This window comes from Acinetobacter sp. YH12045 (genome assembly GCF_013419925.1).
GTDB classification, from domain to species: Bacteria; Pseudomonadota; Gammaproteobacteria; order Pseudomonadales; family Moraxellaceae; genus Acinetobacter; species Acinetobacter amyesii.
The window spans coordinates 101,791-116,015 of record NZ_VOZE01000006.1; the positions used below are offsets into that span (position 1 = coordinate 101,791).

Below are 14,225 nucleotides of genomic sequence, written 5' to 3' on the forward strand. Positions count from 1 at the left end.
GGCTCTTTTTTCAATTTAACTGATTAGTGATATAAACCAACATGAATATGTCGACCGCTAACACAGCACGCTTACTCATTACCTGTGAAGATAAACCAGGGATTGTGCAAGCTGTATCGAGCTTTTTGTATCATCAGGGAGCAAATATTACCGCACTTGATCAATACGCGACTGAAGCTCAAGGGGGGCGATACTTCATGCGTGTTGAGTTTGAATTGGACAATTTACAAAGCCGTAAAGAAAGTCTAACTCAAACATTTGCGAGCAATGTTGCTGAGCGTTACAACATGCACTGGCGTTTAGCTTTAGTCAGTGATGTGAAGAAAGTCGGTATCTTGGTGTCAAAAGTTGACCATGCTTTGCTTGAGCTGTTGTGGCGTCATGCACGTGGTGGTTTGCCATGTGAAATCACCAAAGTCGTGTCTAACCACGATGCTTTACGTGAATCTGTAGAAAATTTCGGTATTCCGTTTGAAGTTGTTCCTGTGAATAAAGAAAACAAACGTGAAGCTTATGAGCAAATTGATCAGTTGATGCAAGGCAATGATTTATTGGTTCTTGCTCGTTATATGCAAATTTTAGACGAAGAATTTGTTCAAAAATGGGAAATGAAAGTGATCAACATTCACCATTCATTCCTCCCAGCCTTTGTTGGTGCGAACCCATATAAACAAGCGCATGAAAAAGGTGTGAAGTTGATTGGTGCGACAGCGCACTATGTGACTGCTGATCTTGACCAAGGGCCGATTATTGAGCAAGACGTAGAGCGTGTAAGCCACGACTTTACTGTTGAACAATTGCGTGAGTTAGGTCAGGACGTAGAACGTAATGTGCTCGCACGTGCAGTCAAATGGCATCTTGAAGATCGTATTATTGTCGATGGTAATAAAACTGTTGTATTTCAATAAAACGAGATGAATTTTTGAATAAAAGGGCATACTTTAGGTATGCCTTTTTTATATTATGATTAAAAAAAGTCATTAAATCTGACGAATTAATAGTTGCAAATGAAAACACTTCTCATTTATTATTGCCGTACTTTAATTGTGCTAACCGATGAGCATGATTGTATTTTTGACAAAATAAATGCAATCGCTTCTTCAAGGTAACTGAGTTTAATGAGTCAATCTCCCGCTCCAATGATGCAATCACCTAACCCGATGAAAAAGAAAATCATTACTGCGCTTCTCGCTGTTGTGGTAGGGCATATGGGGGTATTGTGGGCGGTCAGCAATATGAAAGCACCAGAACTTAAACCGATCGAAAAAGATCCGATTAAAGTTCGCTTTGTGAAGATTGTTGAAGAGAAAAAACCAGAACCTCCGAAGCCAAAACCAGAACCGAAGAAAGAGCCACCAAAGCCAAAAGAAGTTAAAATTGTAGATAAGCCTTTACCACCTCCACCGAAGAAAGTGGAAAAAGTGGAACAGGTGAAAAAGAAAGATGCGCCGAAACCAACTGTTGAAGCGGTCAAAAACGTACCACCAACACCTGTTGTTTCAACTGTGGTTTCTGAAACGAAAGTCGTTCGTGTTGAACCAACACCTCCGGCACCTGTTGCACCACCACCTGCGCCTCCAGCACCACCTGCGCCACCGACACCTAAAATAGTCAGCATCGGTAATGGTGTCAGTTGGGTTAAGAAACCGAATGTTCAATTTGAAGATGGTGAATTAAAAGCGTCGTGTACAGTTGAAGTTGCGATTGCTGCAAGTGCTGAAGGTAAAGTCGAATCAGCAACAATTAAAAACTCGACTTGTGGCGCTGCTGTAAACCGTAAAGTGACTGCTGCAGTGAAGCGTGCACGTTTATCCAAATATATTGATAATGGTGTGGCAACTCCGACGCGAGTTGATCAACCATTTAACTTTAAACTTAATTAAGATTCCGGCTAACCCATTAGGAGTTCGAATATGAACTTTTCAGTTTATTGGCAACATGCAGATGCAGTCAGCAAAACACTGTATTTCGTGTTACTTGCAATGTCGATTGCGACTTGGACGATCTTCGTTCTTCGTATTATGGGCACACGTCAGCTCAAGCAAGTGGCATATAACCACCTTGCAGATGCACTAAGCAAACTGAAAGCGAAATTTGCTCCTTTAGCTTTTGAACAACGTAAGGCTGTGGCAGAACAAGCGTTACTACGTCAAATTTCGGTAGAAAAAGCTAATGCTGAAAAAGGCGTATCTGTATTGGGTACGATTGCTTCAATTGCACCGTTCGTAGGTTTGTTCGGTACTGTGTGGGGTATTTTTCATGCCCTTGTAGCAGTAGGAAAAAGCGGTCAAGCGGGTCTTGCACAAGTAGCAACACCAGTCGGTGAAGCCTTGATCATGACGGGTCTTGGTTTGGCTGTGGCGATTCCTGCGGTTTTGGCTTATAACATCTGTGTTCGTTTTAACCGTACACTGTCGAATGAATTGCAAGATCAAGCGCATGGTTTATTGATTGATACTATGTTGCAACAAGAATCTGCAGCGAAGAAAGAAGACGTGAAAACTGCACAGCAAAGTTTAGCTGGAGGTCAAGCTTAATGGCTTTTCAATTGGGTGAAGACAACGATGCTGGCATGAATGAGATGAACCTCATTCCGCTCATCGATATTATGTTGGTATTGATGATCATCTTCTTGGTGACTGCGACTGTTGCCAACCCATCAATTCCATTAACCTTGCCACAAACGACTGCAGAAGTGATTGATCTGCCAACTGAAAGCGTAACCATCAGCATTAACTCAGCGGGTGATATCGCTTGGAATGGTGATATTGTCACGCTCGAAGATTTAGAAAGTCGTCTAAATACAGCTGGTCAGCAAGAACGTAAGCCTGCATTGGTATTAAAAGCCGATAAAGAATCACGTTATGACACAGTTGCACAAGTGATGTCGCGTGCGAGTGGAGCCGGACTCAGCGATATCGCCTTTGCCAGTGATAACTAAGCACTGAGCTAAGATAGAAAAAAGCGACAGAAATGTCGCTTTTTTTATATCTCTATTTTGAAAAGACGTCGTACAAATAGATCACTCAGATTTGAGTAGGTCTTGAAATTTGCTACGTAATTTCATGAGTTTAGGTGGTATTGAGAAATTACAATAGCCTTGGTTTGGGTTACGTGCAAAGAAGTTCTGATGATATTCTTCGGCAGGGTAGAAGGTCGGCATTGGACTCAGTTCAGTCACGATATTGATGCCTTCAGCTTTTAATTCTTCAATACGTTGTTCAGCAAGCTGCTTTTGTGATTCGTCCTGATAGAAAATCACTGAGCGATACTGTGTACCGACATCGTTGCCTTGACGGTTCAGCGTGGTTGGATCGTGAGTTGCGAAAAATACATCTAGCAATTGGCTAAAACTGATTTGGCTGTCATCAAAATTGATCTGAATGACTTCTGCATGTTGGGTGTTTCCCTCACAGATTTGCTCATAGCTCGGATGCTGAGTAACTCCCCCTGCATAACCACTGACGACTGTTTGCACGCCCTTTAGTTGTAGAAAAACTGCTTCTACACACCAAAAGCACCCACCACCAAATACCGCTTGTTGCATAGTGAAATCCTATCTTGTTCCCTGATGTTTAATATGGGGTTATAGCTAAAAACTGCAATGTACGTCTGTATACTAATCACAAGTTTATGTGCATTAAATGTCTCTGGCATGACTGAACAGTGAATAAAAAAGTCTGCCGAAGCAGACGTTTTTAACGATTTAACGCGGTTAAACAGCGCTTTCATATTGAATTAATAAATTGCCGTGACGGTCTAGCAATTTCAAGGTCTTTCCAAAAACTTGATAATGCGTTACCTTTTCGAGTGCTGCATGGTACTGTCGCTCTAGCCCATTGTTATTGAGACAAGCCATTTGTGTTGCAGCAATCGGGCCAAACGTTATGGTGTCTTTGCCAGCATTATAGCCACCCATTATACGATTACAGCCGTCTGCACCTGAGACACGTTTTGAAGCCGCATCGAATTGAATACTTGGAATATTCTGCGCATTGGGTGCTGTTTTGATTGGAGTGTTGCCAATCTGAGTGGCAATCCAAGTACGATTCTGTAATAGGTTTAAATTTTCAGTTATGGTGTTGTCTTGTGCAGGCATGCTTTCACAGCCTGTCACCACTAAAGTTGAAACCAAAGTTGCAGCAACAAATATTTGTTTTAGCATCGGAATTTCCCCGTGGAAGCATTTCAACTATCTAAGCAAATATCGCACAGATAAGCTAGCCATATTTGTATCATTATTTAAGAATTACAATTGATTGGCGCTTGGATTTGAATGTGAATGCGGCAAACCTTGTCGAATTAATTTGGAATATTGTTCACTGCTCAGTTGCTTGATTTGAGAGACACGAGGGTTAACATGAGCTTTTTGATACCATGTTTTCATATCCCAATTTTGGTCTATGGCATGAAGGTCATGCAAATAATTCGGCAAATAACCCGATGCAAATAAGCGGTAATCGGTTGGAAGTTGATGTTTGGAAACGGCTTGAATCATGTCAAACACTAGTGTTGTACAATTACTGGTGAGCGTGTTGTACCATTTAGGTTGAGTCCGCAGTTCATCGGCTTTATGGAGATATTCTACAAACAGCGCTTGCATTTCAGATTTTGGCATGTTTACGGGGAAGAAATAGACCTGTTCACCACGTGTATTGCTACGAGTATAGATGATATCTTTTTCATCTGATGCAATGAGGCTCAGTTCATATTTACGGAAAAAACCACCAATTGCAGAGAATTCTTCATTTTTCTCTTTGCGAATTTCAATCGAAAATGTCAGCGGTGGTCTGTCAGCAAAATCAAAACTGACCAGTGTATGGGCAATTTGCGGCCCCATCCAATACGAGGTAATGATGTTGACGCCATTGATTTGACTCAGGTCATATTGGCGGGTTTCCCAGTGCGGGGTATAGCTGCCATCGGCATGCCAGTCGAAATTACGCACATTGTGCAAGGTGACCAGATTGCCTTGCTTTTCATAATGTAGAATTTCTGCCACTTCAGGATTCCATTCACGATCTTGGCGTGCTTCCATGCCAAAATACCAAAATAGACCACAGATAAAGCCCACAATATAAATCAAGACATCTTTACGACGGCTAAAAAAGTGTTGGGTAATATAGATGCCTAAAATGCTAAGAGCAAAAGCGATCCAGATCCCAATGATAATGCGGCTGCCTAACCAGCCTGCCGGTTGCTGTATCCACAGGGCGGCACAGAGCCAAATCGAAGAACAGAGGACAAACACACTAAATAGAGCATGAAGAATACTTCGCCCTATTTTTTTGAACATTGCTCGTTGGTCACTCTGTTGCATATTTTTCTTTTAGCTTAAGATTTTTCTTTATTTTCGGTAAGTTGCGAACTCAAAAGCAATCCCAGTTTTGTCGTCGATGTGTTGTTCTGATGCCACTTTTTGAAAGTCCGCAGGAATTTCAGGATAATGCGCATCACCTTGAACATCGAGTTCAACATGTGTGAGTTCTAAACGGTCTGCGATGCCGATGGTTTGCTTAAAAATTTCACCACCACCAATAATAAACAAACTCGTTGGTTTTTCTGAACTCGCGACATCAGCAACAGCTTGCGTTAACGCCTCATCGATACTATATGCGACTTTGGTGCCTTCAAATGACCAATTGCTATCTCGTGTAATGACCCAATTGACACGCTTCGGTAGGGTACGTCCCATAGACTCTAAGGTTTTGCGTCCCATAACCACCACACCACCTTGGGTGATGGCTTTAAAGTGTTGTAAATCTGCAGAAATATGCCACGGCAAATCATTCCCTTTACCAATGCAGCGCTGCTGATCCATAGCGACAACGTGCACGATTTCTAAATTTTGAAATGCCATAGTTTGAACTCAAATAGCCGAAATATTTGCCGTCTATTAGAATGCAAAATCCCGCTTGAGGTAAAGCGGGATTTTGCTTTTCACTTGGGATTTCTAAAAATTAAACAGCAACAGGGGCTTTAATCGCAGGATGTGATTCATAACCTACAATTTCAATATCTTCAAATTTAAAATCGAAAAGATCGGTGATTTCAGGATTGAGTTTTAATTGGCACAGACCCATTGGTTCACGTGTCAGTTGCAACTGCGCTTGTTCGAAATGGTTGGCATACAAATGTGTATCCCCACCGGTCCAAACGAAGTCGCCCACACCAAGACCACAAACTTGCGCAATCATGTGTGTTAACAGGGCATAGCTGGCAATGTTAAACGGCACACCCAAAAAAACGTCAGCACTACGTTGATATAATTGGCAGGATAATTTTCCGTTTTGGACAAAAAATTGAAACAAGGTATGGCATGGTGGCAATGCAACATTACCTGCCTCATTTGGGTTCCAACCAGACACGATTAGACGACGAGAGTTAGGATTGGTTTTGATTTCATTGACCAACCATTTAATTTGGTCAAAACCATCTTGTTCATATAGGCCATCGGCTTTTTTGGTTGCACCGAAATTACGCCATTGATGACCGTAAACAGGACCTAATTCGCCGGCAGGACGACCGAAGCGTGCAGTTTGTTCTGCTGTAGACCATTCATCCCAAATCGAGACTTTATTGTCTTGCAAATATTGAACATTGGTATCGCCTTTAAGGAACCATAACAGTTCAATCACGATAGAGCGGAAATGAACTTTCTTGGTGGTGAGTAAAGGGAAACCTTGAGAAAGATCGAAGCGCATTTGATGACCAAATACAGAACGTGTTCCCGTACCCGTACGGTCGCCCTTGTCGCCGCCGTTGTCGAGAATGTGTTGTAAAAGGTCTAAATACTGGCGCATGTCTCTCTCATAATTTGCTAAATTTCTTGTGGCACATATTAGCTTGTTTTGCGTGAGGAAGGAACTGCGATGGGTACTTGAATATGGTCAGGTTTAAAAAATCAAAATCATACGGTGTTTATTGGGTGATGAGAAAATTTTGCAGGCAACAAGCGCTGGATTTTCTGAGTTGAAGACGCCTATTAATAACAATTACATCAAGTGTTAACGAGACTATATGTCTGTTCAATCAAGCACGAGCTTAGAAGACTTAAGCTCTATTGTTTACATATTAAGCGATGTTACATTCGCAGCGTTGAAAAAAAATACAGATAAGTTTGATTAAAAAATAAACGTGATTTTTCTCATTGTGAAGAGATGATTTTGGGCTATTATTTCTGAATAAGAGTTTGATATCAAAAATAAATATATTTGAATTAAAAATAGACGGTTGTATTTAAATGTGAAGATTTGTTTAAGAAATCTTACATTTTTTACATGAAAAAACATGATTTACGCGGTACTATCACCCTCGTTAAAATTTTTGAATGCCTAAATATAGGCGGGAGTGTGGGTTAAAGAATGGCTTATGATCACAATGTAAACTTGAGTGAAGTGCATGCTCCAGTTCAGGCAAATATCATAATTCGTTCTCAGGCGAGTAAAAATACGGGCAAGTCCAATACCACTCAAAAAGCAGCGACTAAAAATGTGGTATCCCGCAATGGTCAGCGTATCGATATCGATCGTTTGACTGGATTTTTACAAGGCATTACCCGCCAAAGAAGTACTCAGAAATGTGCCCGCAGTGTTCGTTTAGCACTTGAGTCCGCAGGGGCACGTTTTAACGGTCACCCCGTTGCCGCAGCAGACTGGGGCAGCACATTACAAAAAATTGGTTATCAAAAAATTAATTTAGCGTTTGATCGACCAAAGAAAGGCGATATCTATATTATCGACCGCAATCAAAGTAGCCGTTATGGTCATATCGCAGCATATTCAGGTAAGGATTGGGTGTCTGATTATCGTCAAGCGGGTTATGCGGTCTATCGAACTCCAAATGTGAAATACAGCTATTACCGCTTAGCGGATTAACAGTCCTTCAGTGAAAAAAGGTTAGTCTTCAAACCTTTTTGCACGCTGACTGTAGATCGAGACGATAAATAATCCAATTGCAGCAAAGCCCACACATTGCAGCGCTAAAATCCAGCGTTGCTCATTGGGTAGAAAATAAATTAAGCACACTAAACATAAAATTGGCAAACTAGCCAAACCGCATTTTAATGACGGAGACAGTGTTTTTAGTTTGTCTTGTCTGAGCTTATAAAGCAGATCAATCATCAAACCAATCGCTAAACTGAAGCCCGCAAAGCGGGGATCTAGTTGTTTTTGTTCAGCGCATAGAAAAATAAGCACACAGGTACTGATACAAATGAAGAGCTTGATTTGTCGGTTACAGCGCTCAGAGTACCAAAACGTCAGCATTTAAACTTTACCTTCGGGCGAAGTGTTCTCGTTTTTATTCAGCAGTGAAATCGGGGAGAGCAGGCAGATCGCCAAAGCCATAAAGCCAATGCCTTGAGCACCCGGGATCAGAATTTCACCCTTATTCATGTTGATAAAAACCAATGCTAACAGCAGTGCAATCGGAATCCACGTCAATAAACGATAGAGTAAACCAGTTGGGTTTTTTGCTGCAAAATGAATCTTGCAATAACGACAAATCAGGAAAATCACGCCTGTACCCATGAACATGAGAATGGCTTGAAGTGTTAAGGGTTCCATCCAATACAGAACACCGGTCAGTACGACCATCGCAATAAAAAATAGGATTTTTTTAAGTACAGAAACGCTGGGGTTAAACCAAAATTCAAGCATGGATCGATAGTTTAAAAATAAGCTGAATAAACTTTAGCACAGATCAGTTGTCTAATTCAGTCACTTCATGTGCAGTAAATGCGTATGAAGGAATAAATTTCAGCGCATAAAAAAGCGAGGCCTAAACCTCGCTTGCTTAAAGATATTTAGAAAATATTAATGATTCTTTTGTGGACCCCAGTCATAGATTTTTTTCTGGTAGGCATACCACATCATCCATAGTCCAATCAGAATCATCGGAACTGTCAGGAACTGACCTTTACTCATCCATCCGATGAACAGTTGACCATTGTCCGGCTCACGGAAGAATTCAACGGTGAAGCGTGCGATACCATATCCGATGAGGAACAAGGCTGAAACGGCATAACGTGGACGAGGTTTTGAACTAAACCACCACAGCACAATAAACAGAATCAAACCTTCACAGAGTGCTTGATAAAGCTGCGACGGATGGCGCACCAACTGAAGTGGATCGGTTGGGAAGATCATACCGAAAGCAAAATTTGGGTCAGTCACTGCACGACCATATAGTTCGCCACCAATAAAGTTCCCAATACGACCAAACATTAAGCCTGTTGGAACGCAAGGTGCAATAAAGTCGAGGGTCTGGAACCAAGTCATTTTATATTTCTTGCACCACAGTAACATGGCAATCATGACCCCAAGGAAACCGCCATGGAAGCTCATGCCGCCTGTCCAAACTTGGAATAGCCACAGTGGGTTGGCAAGGAACTGATCGAAACCATAAAAGAAGACATAGCCAAAGCGTCCACCAATCACGACACCTAATGCACCATAGAAAATCAGGTCAGAGACCATTTCTGCGTTCCAGCCGTCACGTTGTTTTGCGCGGTAGCTTGCCAAGCCCCATGCAAATAAAAAGGCCAATAAATACATCAGACCATACCAGTGAACTTGTAGTGGCCCCAGTGATATCGCCACAGGGTCGATATTTGGATATGTCAGCATTGCTGTTCCTTGTCATTATGTTTTGCACAGATTTTAGCTTAATGTGCTGAAAAATGTTGTACATTCAATGTGTAAAGATATTGAGAGTTGAATATGTGCATTGTGGCTTTTGCTTGGCAGGTCTTGGATGACATGCCACTCTGCCTGATTTCGAATCGTGATGAGTTTTATCATCGACCGACGGCAGGCCTAAAGCAATGGGTAGATAGTCCGATTATTGCAGGGCAGGACTTACAGTCTGGTGGAACATGGATGGGGATAACCGCTCAAGGGCGTTGGGCGATTGTGACCAATTTTCGTGATGGTCGTGATCAGACCACATATCCCACTTCACGTGGCGCTTTGATTCAGCAATTTTTAGAATCTGAGCAAACGCCCATTCGTTTTGCGCAAGCACTTGAACAAATCCAATGTAATTATGCTGGCTTTAATTTATTCGTTGGCGATGCCACTCAAGCCGTTTATATGAGTAATCGCGGTGAAGCGCCACAAGTCTTAGCCAAAGGGGTGTATGTCACATCTAATGGTTTAATGACTGAACATTGGGAAAAGACTCGACATTTGCGTAAACGTTTCACGCAAGAATTTTTGCCGATGCTACAAAGCCAGCAACCACAGGCGGACATAGATGCCGCTGCGTGGGATATTTTGGAAGATGAACGTAAAATCATTCCAGCGCTGCTACCCAATACTGGGATTCAGACAGAGATGGAACATTTGCTGTCTTCAACCTTTATTCAAAGTCCGGTGTATGGCACCCGCTGTTCAAATTTATTGTGTATGCGGGATTCACAGTGGCATTGGCAAGAAAAACAGCAGCAGGGTGAGCAACAAGGACAGATCACCCAGATAGAAGTGCATTTAAAGCCATAAAAAAAGCCGACGATTCGTCGGCTTTTTTTTAAAAGGTGTTTTATGCGGTTTTTTGTGTTGGCTGAGCTTGTTCTACCGCTTCACCAGCAATCACTCCACCATCTTTACGGGTGATGACAACGGTCGCTGAGCGAGGACGTGAGGTCGCTGCAGCATTGGTTTGTGATGCCGGCCAGTGGCTGGTCGGTTCAGCATAGGATGCTGAATCTTCACCGGGATGTTGCACATTGATAAAAATCGCTTTGTAGTCAGGTGTCATCGTCACACCTGTGATTTCACATTCTTTAGGTCCAGTCAGGAAGCGACGTAAGTTTTCATCATTCAGTTTTGCACCCACAATGGTTTCTTGACCCGATGATGTCGTGGCTTTTGTACCATCACCGACTTGACCCGGAAGCGCAGCAAGCATCATACAGTTGGTGGTATCAGTATAAGCACCGTCATCGGTTTGAATCCATAACACACCACGTGGGTCGAACCACATCCCATCAGGTGATGACAAGTCATTGTTGTCATTTAGACCAGATAAGTTAATGTTGCTCGCCATTTTTGCTTCAGCACCAAACAGGTAAATATCCCAAGTAAAGCTGAGTGCTGTGGTTGTATCCCCATCTTCACGGAAACGGATAATATGACCGTTGACGTTGCCTTTACCACCTTCAGGGTCGATGTAGTTACGAGGGTTGGCAGCATCTAGTGCATGCGTCGTACCACGGTTAGAGTTATTGGTGAGGGTCACATAGACTTCACCATTGTCTGGATGCACAGCGACCCATTCAGGACGGTCCATTTTGGTAGCACCGACAGCATCTGCGGCAAGACGTGCGAAGGTCAGCACATCTGCTTGTGAGCTAAAAGGATACACGCTGTTGCTTTGGTTTAAACCATTGACGTTATAGCTCAATTCAATCCATTGACCTTTGCCGTCGTTGTTAAATTTGGCAACGTATAACTTACCGTTGTTCATGTATTTGTCGCCCGCGGCATAGCCACCGTTGACATCTTTTTTATTCCATTTTTGGTCGGATACAAATTTATAGATGTATTCACCGCGCGAGTCATCGCCCATGTAAAACGCAAGGTTGTCATCTTCACGCAAGCGACTTGCACGGCAGTCTTCATGTGCAAAGCGACCCAGTGCAGTACGTTTTACTGGGTTTTCACGGCGGTCAAATGGATCGATTTCGACAATCCAACCAAAGGTGTTTGGACCATTACGATAATCTTCTGCTGCCTGAGTACCGGTAACATTCGCCGACCAACGGTCATATAAATCTTGAGACTCATTACTTCCAATCGCTGTTTCCCAACCATAGCGCGAGTTCGCACCCGCTTTTAGGCCATAACGGTTGAGTGCCACAATTTCAGCAGGACTACGTTTGGCATCATCGTCTTTTGCACGAGCGAAGTAACCAATGAAGTTTTCTTCTGTTGTCAGGTAAGTGCCCCAAGGGGTATAGCCATTACCGCAGTTGTTGTGTGTACCACGGGTTTGTTGACCATTGGCTGAAAACTTTGTACTGACTAAGCTTGAGCCTGCAACAGGGCCTTTAAAGTCCATTACGGTCGATGCGGTAATACGACGGTTAAATGGAGAGTTTTGTACCAGTTTAACGGCTTGAGTCTTGCTGTCTTTTTCAATTTGAATCACAGAAACACCGTGTGCATTGACTTCACGGATGACTTCATCTTCAGGGCGACGACCTTCCACTTTGGTTGGGCCTTGCGGGTGCAAGAAGGTCGGGTTGATGTATTCATGATTCATTACCAACAAACCTTGGTCAGACTGCTTGGCATCATAACGTCCAGAGGTGGTATTTAAACCAAAGAAGCTCATACCGTCATGGCAGTCACCAGAGCGGAATTGGAAGCTCGGGCCAGAAGGAACATTGTTATCATCCCACGCTGGGTATGCAGGGTTAATCGAGTCACCCATCGCATATAGCACATGCGCTTGATAGCCTTCAGGAACAGTCACAATATCGTCTAAATTTTTTTTCACCGGTGTGAAATTGAACTTGGTCGGTTTTTGATTTGGATCGGTTACAGGTGGTTTGGTATTGCTATTTGAATCTGAGTCATTGTCATCATTACACCCCGTTAATGAAGATGCCAATGCAAGTGCGACTGCACCACTCGCAGTCTTGGTAATCAAGCTACGACGGCTGATGCGCTGTTCTAAAATGTCACGAAAATGAAGGTTATCCGAAGTGTTGTTATCAAGTTCTTGATCTTCGTTATATGGCATGTTTGTCATGAATTTAAATCCTGGCAAAGGTGTGCTGGGTAAAAGTTGATCACATAAAACTATCGATAAAATATGACAATGCTTTGAAGCTAATGTTGCAAACTGATGAAATAGGCGTTTGGCTTTCACGGCGTGAAAATTGCAAAACATTAAGATGGGCGCATAAAAAAAGAGGCTATCTCAGCCTCTTAGGTGTAAAACTCACCAAAATTGTCGAAACATATGTCTATTTAAGTTGCAGATGCACGTCGTTTTTCAATCAGCTTGCCAAAGAACAAACCCAGCTCAAACAGCATCCACATGGGAATGGCCAACATGATCATCGAAAGCGCATCGGGTGGAGTGGCAAACATGGCGACAAAAAAACAGCCGACGATAATAAAACGACGCTTCTCCACCAAGGTTTGAGTAGACACCACCCCGATCAAAATCAAAATTAACGTGATGATAGGAATTTCAAAGGTCAGTCCAAACACCAAAAATAGCTTTAAGCAGAAACTTAAATAACTATTGATGTCAGTCATAGGGGCGACTGTTTCAGGGGAAACACTCATAAAAAAATGCAGGATGGATGGCAGGGCAACCCAATAGGCAAAGGCAATACCGGCATAGAAGAGGACGATACTGCCGAATAATAAGGGCATCGCCAAATGCCGCTCTTTTTCATACAGTGCAGGTTTGATGAAGGCCCAAAGTTGATAAATCACGAAGGGCATCGCGAGCATTAGCGCGACAAAGAAATTCAGCTTAAACGGCGCCATAAAGGTGGCGGTCACATCCGTTGCAATCATGGATGAGTTCATCGGCAACTGCGCACGCAGTGGCTCTGACATCAATTGATAGCTTTGATTGGCAAAGGGTAGTAAACAAAAGAACAGAATCAAAATAAGTCCTGTAATTTTGATCAAATGCCGACGCAAAATCACCAAATGTTTGGTGATCGGCATTTCTTCCAAATCAGGCACAGTGTTCTGTGAATTATTCAGTGAAAGATCTGTCATACGGCCACCTGATATTCTGCTAATGCGTCGGTCGAACTTAATACAGGAGCTTGATCTGTTTTAATTTCGTGCTTTTTTTTCATTTGGGGGGTAACCACGGCAAAGATCGTGATCTGACCACGTTCGATGTACTGATAACGTGGGGATAAATTTTTATTGTCTGGTAGGACTGCTTCTTGTTGTTTTTGCGCAGTCTGTTCTATGGGGTGTTGCGTTTGTTGCAATTCATTCATCTGAGCCTGCATACGCGCTTCGAGCTGTTGAATACGTTGCATTTCTTTTTGCATTTCTTCACGAAGTTCGGACATGCGAAGTTCACGATCAATGTCTGTTTGCACGTTACTGATCAGTCGTTTAACTTTCCCGTACCATTTACCTGCAAAGCGGATACCTTCAGGCAGTTTTTCCGGGCCGAGTACGATCAGCGCAATAATGCTGAACACCAGTAATTCGCTAATACCAATATTAAGCATT

Annotated in this window: 17 protein-coding genes; 6 read left to right on the plus strand and 11 right to left on the minus strand. The window is 42.7% G+C overall.

Features of this window, described 5'->3' with window-relative positions:
- Positions 1-41: 41 nt before the first annotated feature.
- From purU to FTU02_RS10095, 4 genes are all read left to right on the plus strand, one after another.
- Positions 42-908, plus strand: coding sequence for a formyltetrahydrofolate deformylase (purU, locus tag FTU02_RS10080; RefSeq protein WP_078192727.1), 867 nt, complete (start codon positions 42-44; stop codon positions 906-908).
- A gap of 210 nt (positions 909-1,118) precedes the next feature.
- Positions 1,119-1,883, plus strand: coding sequence for a TonB family protein (locus FTU02_RS10085; protein WP_180156960.1), 765 nt, complete (start codon positions 1,119-1,121; stop codon positions 1,881-1,883).
- 30 nt (positions 1,884-1,913) lie between these two features.
- Positions 1,914-2,537: a MotA/TolQ/ExbB proton channel family protein gene (locus FTU02_RS10090; RefSeq protein ID WP_078192725.1), complete on the plus strand. Its 624-nt coding sequence runs from the start codon at positions 1,914-1,916 to the stop codon at positions 2,535-2,537.
- Entirely contained in the window at positions 2,537-2,941 is a 405-nt protein-coding gene (locus FTU02_RS10095) for a biopolymer transporter ExbD (protein ID WP_078192724.1), read from the plus strand. The genes FTU02_RS10090 and FTU02_RS10095 overlap by 1 nt, the downstream gene beginning before the upstream one ends.
- Positions 2,942-3,022: 81 nt before the next feature.
- On the opposite strand, the gene msrA is transcribed toward FTU02_RS10095, so the two are convergent.
- The 5 genes from msrA to thyA all read right to left on the minus strand — a co-directional run bounded on the left by msrA (position 3,023) and on the right by thyA (position 6,803).
- Positions 3,023-3,547 carry a peptide-methionine (S)-S-oxide reductase MsrA gene (gene msrA, locus FTU02_RS10100; protein WP_180024449.1) on the minus strand — a complete coding sequence of 175 codons (525 nt, stop codon included), beginning with the start codon at positions 3,545-3,547 and terminating at the stop codon, positions 3,023-3,025.
- A gap of 168 nt (positions 3,548-3,715) precedes the next feature.
- Positions 3,716-4,165 carry an META domain-containing protein gene (locus tag FTU02_RS10105; RefSeq protein WP_180156962.1) on the minus strand — a complete coding sequence of 150 codons (450 nt, stop codon included), beginning with the start codon at positions 4,163-4,165 and terminating at the stop codon, positions 3,716-3,718.
- Between the two features lie 84 nt (positions 4,166-4,249).
- On the minus strand, positions 4,250-5,320 hold the full coding sequence (locus FTU02_RS10110) for a DUF4105 domain-containing protein (protein WP_180156964.1): 1,071 nt from the start codon (positions 5,318-5,320) through the stop codon (positions 4,250-4,252).
- 27 nt (positions 5,321-5,347) lie between these two features.
- Entirely contained in the window at positions 5,348-5,860 is a 513-nt protein-coding gene (locus tag FTU02_RS10115) for a dihydrofolate reductase (protein ID WP_168377882.1), read from the minus strand.
- A 100-nt stretch (positions 5,861-5,960) separates the two neighbouring features.
- Positions 5,961-6,803: a thymidylate synthase gene (thyA, locus tag FTU02_RS10120; RefSeq protein ID WP_078189681.1), complete on the minus strand. Its 843-nt coding sequence runs from the start codon at positions 6,801-6,803 to the stop codon at positions 5,961-5,963.
- A gap of 561 nt (positions 6,804-7,364) precedes the next feature.
- On the opposite strand from thyA, the gene FTU02_RS10125 reads away from it, so the two are divergent.
- On the plus strand, positions 7,365-7,877 hold the full coding sequence (locus FTU02_RS10125; RefSeq protein WP_168377881.1) for a peptidoglycan amidohydrolase family protein: 513 nt from the start codon (positions 7,365-7,367) through the stop codon (positions 7,875-7,877).
- A 21-nt stretch (positions 7,878-7,898) separates the two neighbouring features.
- Here the strand turns inward: FTU02_RS10125 and FTU02_RS10130 are convergent, their stop codons facing one another.
- From FTU02_RS10130 to lgt, 3 genes are all read right to left on the minus strand, one after another.
- Positions 7,899-8,267, minus strand: a complete 369-nt coding sequence (locus tag FTU02_RS10130) for a hypothetical protein (RefSeq protein WP_180156966.1) — start codon at positions 8,265-8,267, stop codon at positions 7,899-7,901.
- A complete protein-coding gene (locus FTU02_RS10135) occupies positions 8,268-8,660 on the minus strand; it encodes a hypothetical protein (protein ID WP_180062932.1) in 393 nt (130 codons plus the stop codon).
- A 156-nt stretch (positions 8,661-8,816) separates the two neighbouring features.
- Complete coding sequence (gene lgt, locus FTU02_RS10140) at positions 8,817-9,629, minus strand: prolipoprotein diacylglyceryl transferase (protein ID WP_180007176.1); 813 nt, start codon at positions 9,627-9,629, stop codon at positions 8,817-8,819.
- A 93-nt stretch (positions 9,630-9,722) separates the two neighbouring features.
- On the opposite strand from lgt, the gene FTU02_RS10145 reads away from it, so the two are divergent.
- Complete coding sequence (locus FTU02_RS10145) at positions 9,723-10,502, plus strand: NRDE family protein (protein WP_078192717.1); 780 nt, start codon at positions 9,723-9,725, stop codon at positions 10,500-10,502.
- Between the two features lie 40 nt (positions 10,503-10,542).
- Here the strand turns inward: FTU02_RS10145 and FTU02_RS10150 are convergent, their stop codons facing one another.
- The 3 genes from FTU02_RS10150 to tatB all read right to left on the minus strand — a co-directional run bounded on the left by FTU02_RS10150 (position 10,543) and on the right by tatB (position 14,224).
- Positions 10,543-12,759 carry a PhoX family phosphatase gene (locus FTU02_RS10150; RefSeq protein WP_180156968.1) on the minus strand — a complete coding sequence of 739 codons (2,217 nt, stop codon included), beginning with the start codon at positions 12,757-12,759 and terminating at the stop codon, positions 10,543-10,545.
- Between the two features lie 221 nt (positions 12,760-12,980).
- Positions 12,981-13,751: a twin-arginine translocase subunit TatC gene (gene tatC, locus FTU02_RS10155; protein WP_180156970.1), complete on the minus strand. Its 771-nt coding sequence runs from the start codon at positions 13,749-13,751 to the stop codon at positions 12,981-12,983.
- Complete coding sequence (gene tatB, locus FTU02_RS10160) at positions 13,748-14,224, minus strand: Sec-independent protein translocase protein TatB (RefSeq protein WP_180156972.1); 477 nt, start codon at positions 14,222-14,224, stop codon at positions 13,748-13,750. The genes tatC and tatB overlap by 4 nt, the downstream gene beginning before the upstream one ends.
- Position 14,225: the final 1 nt, after the last annotated feature.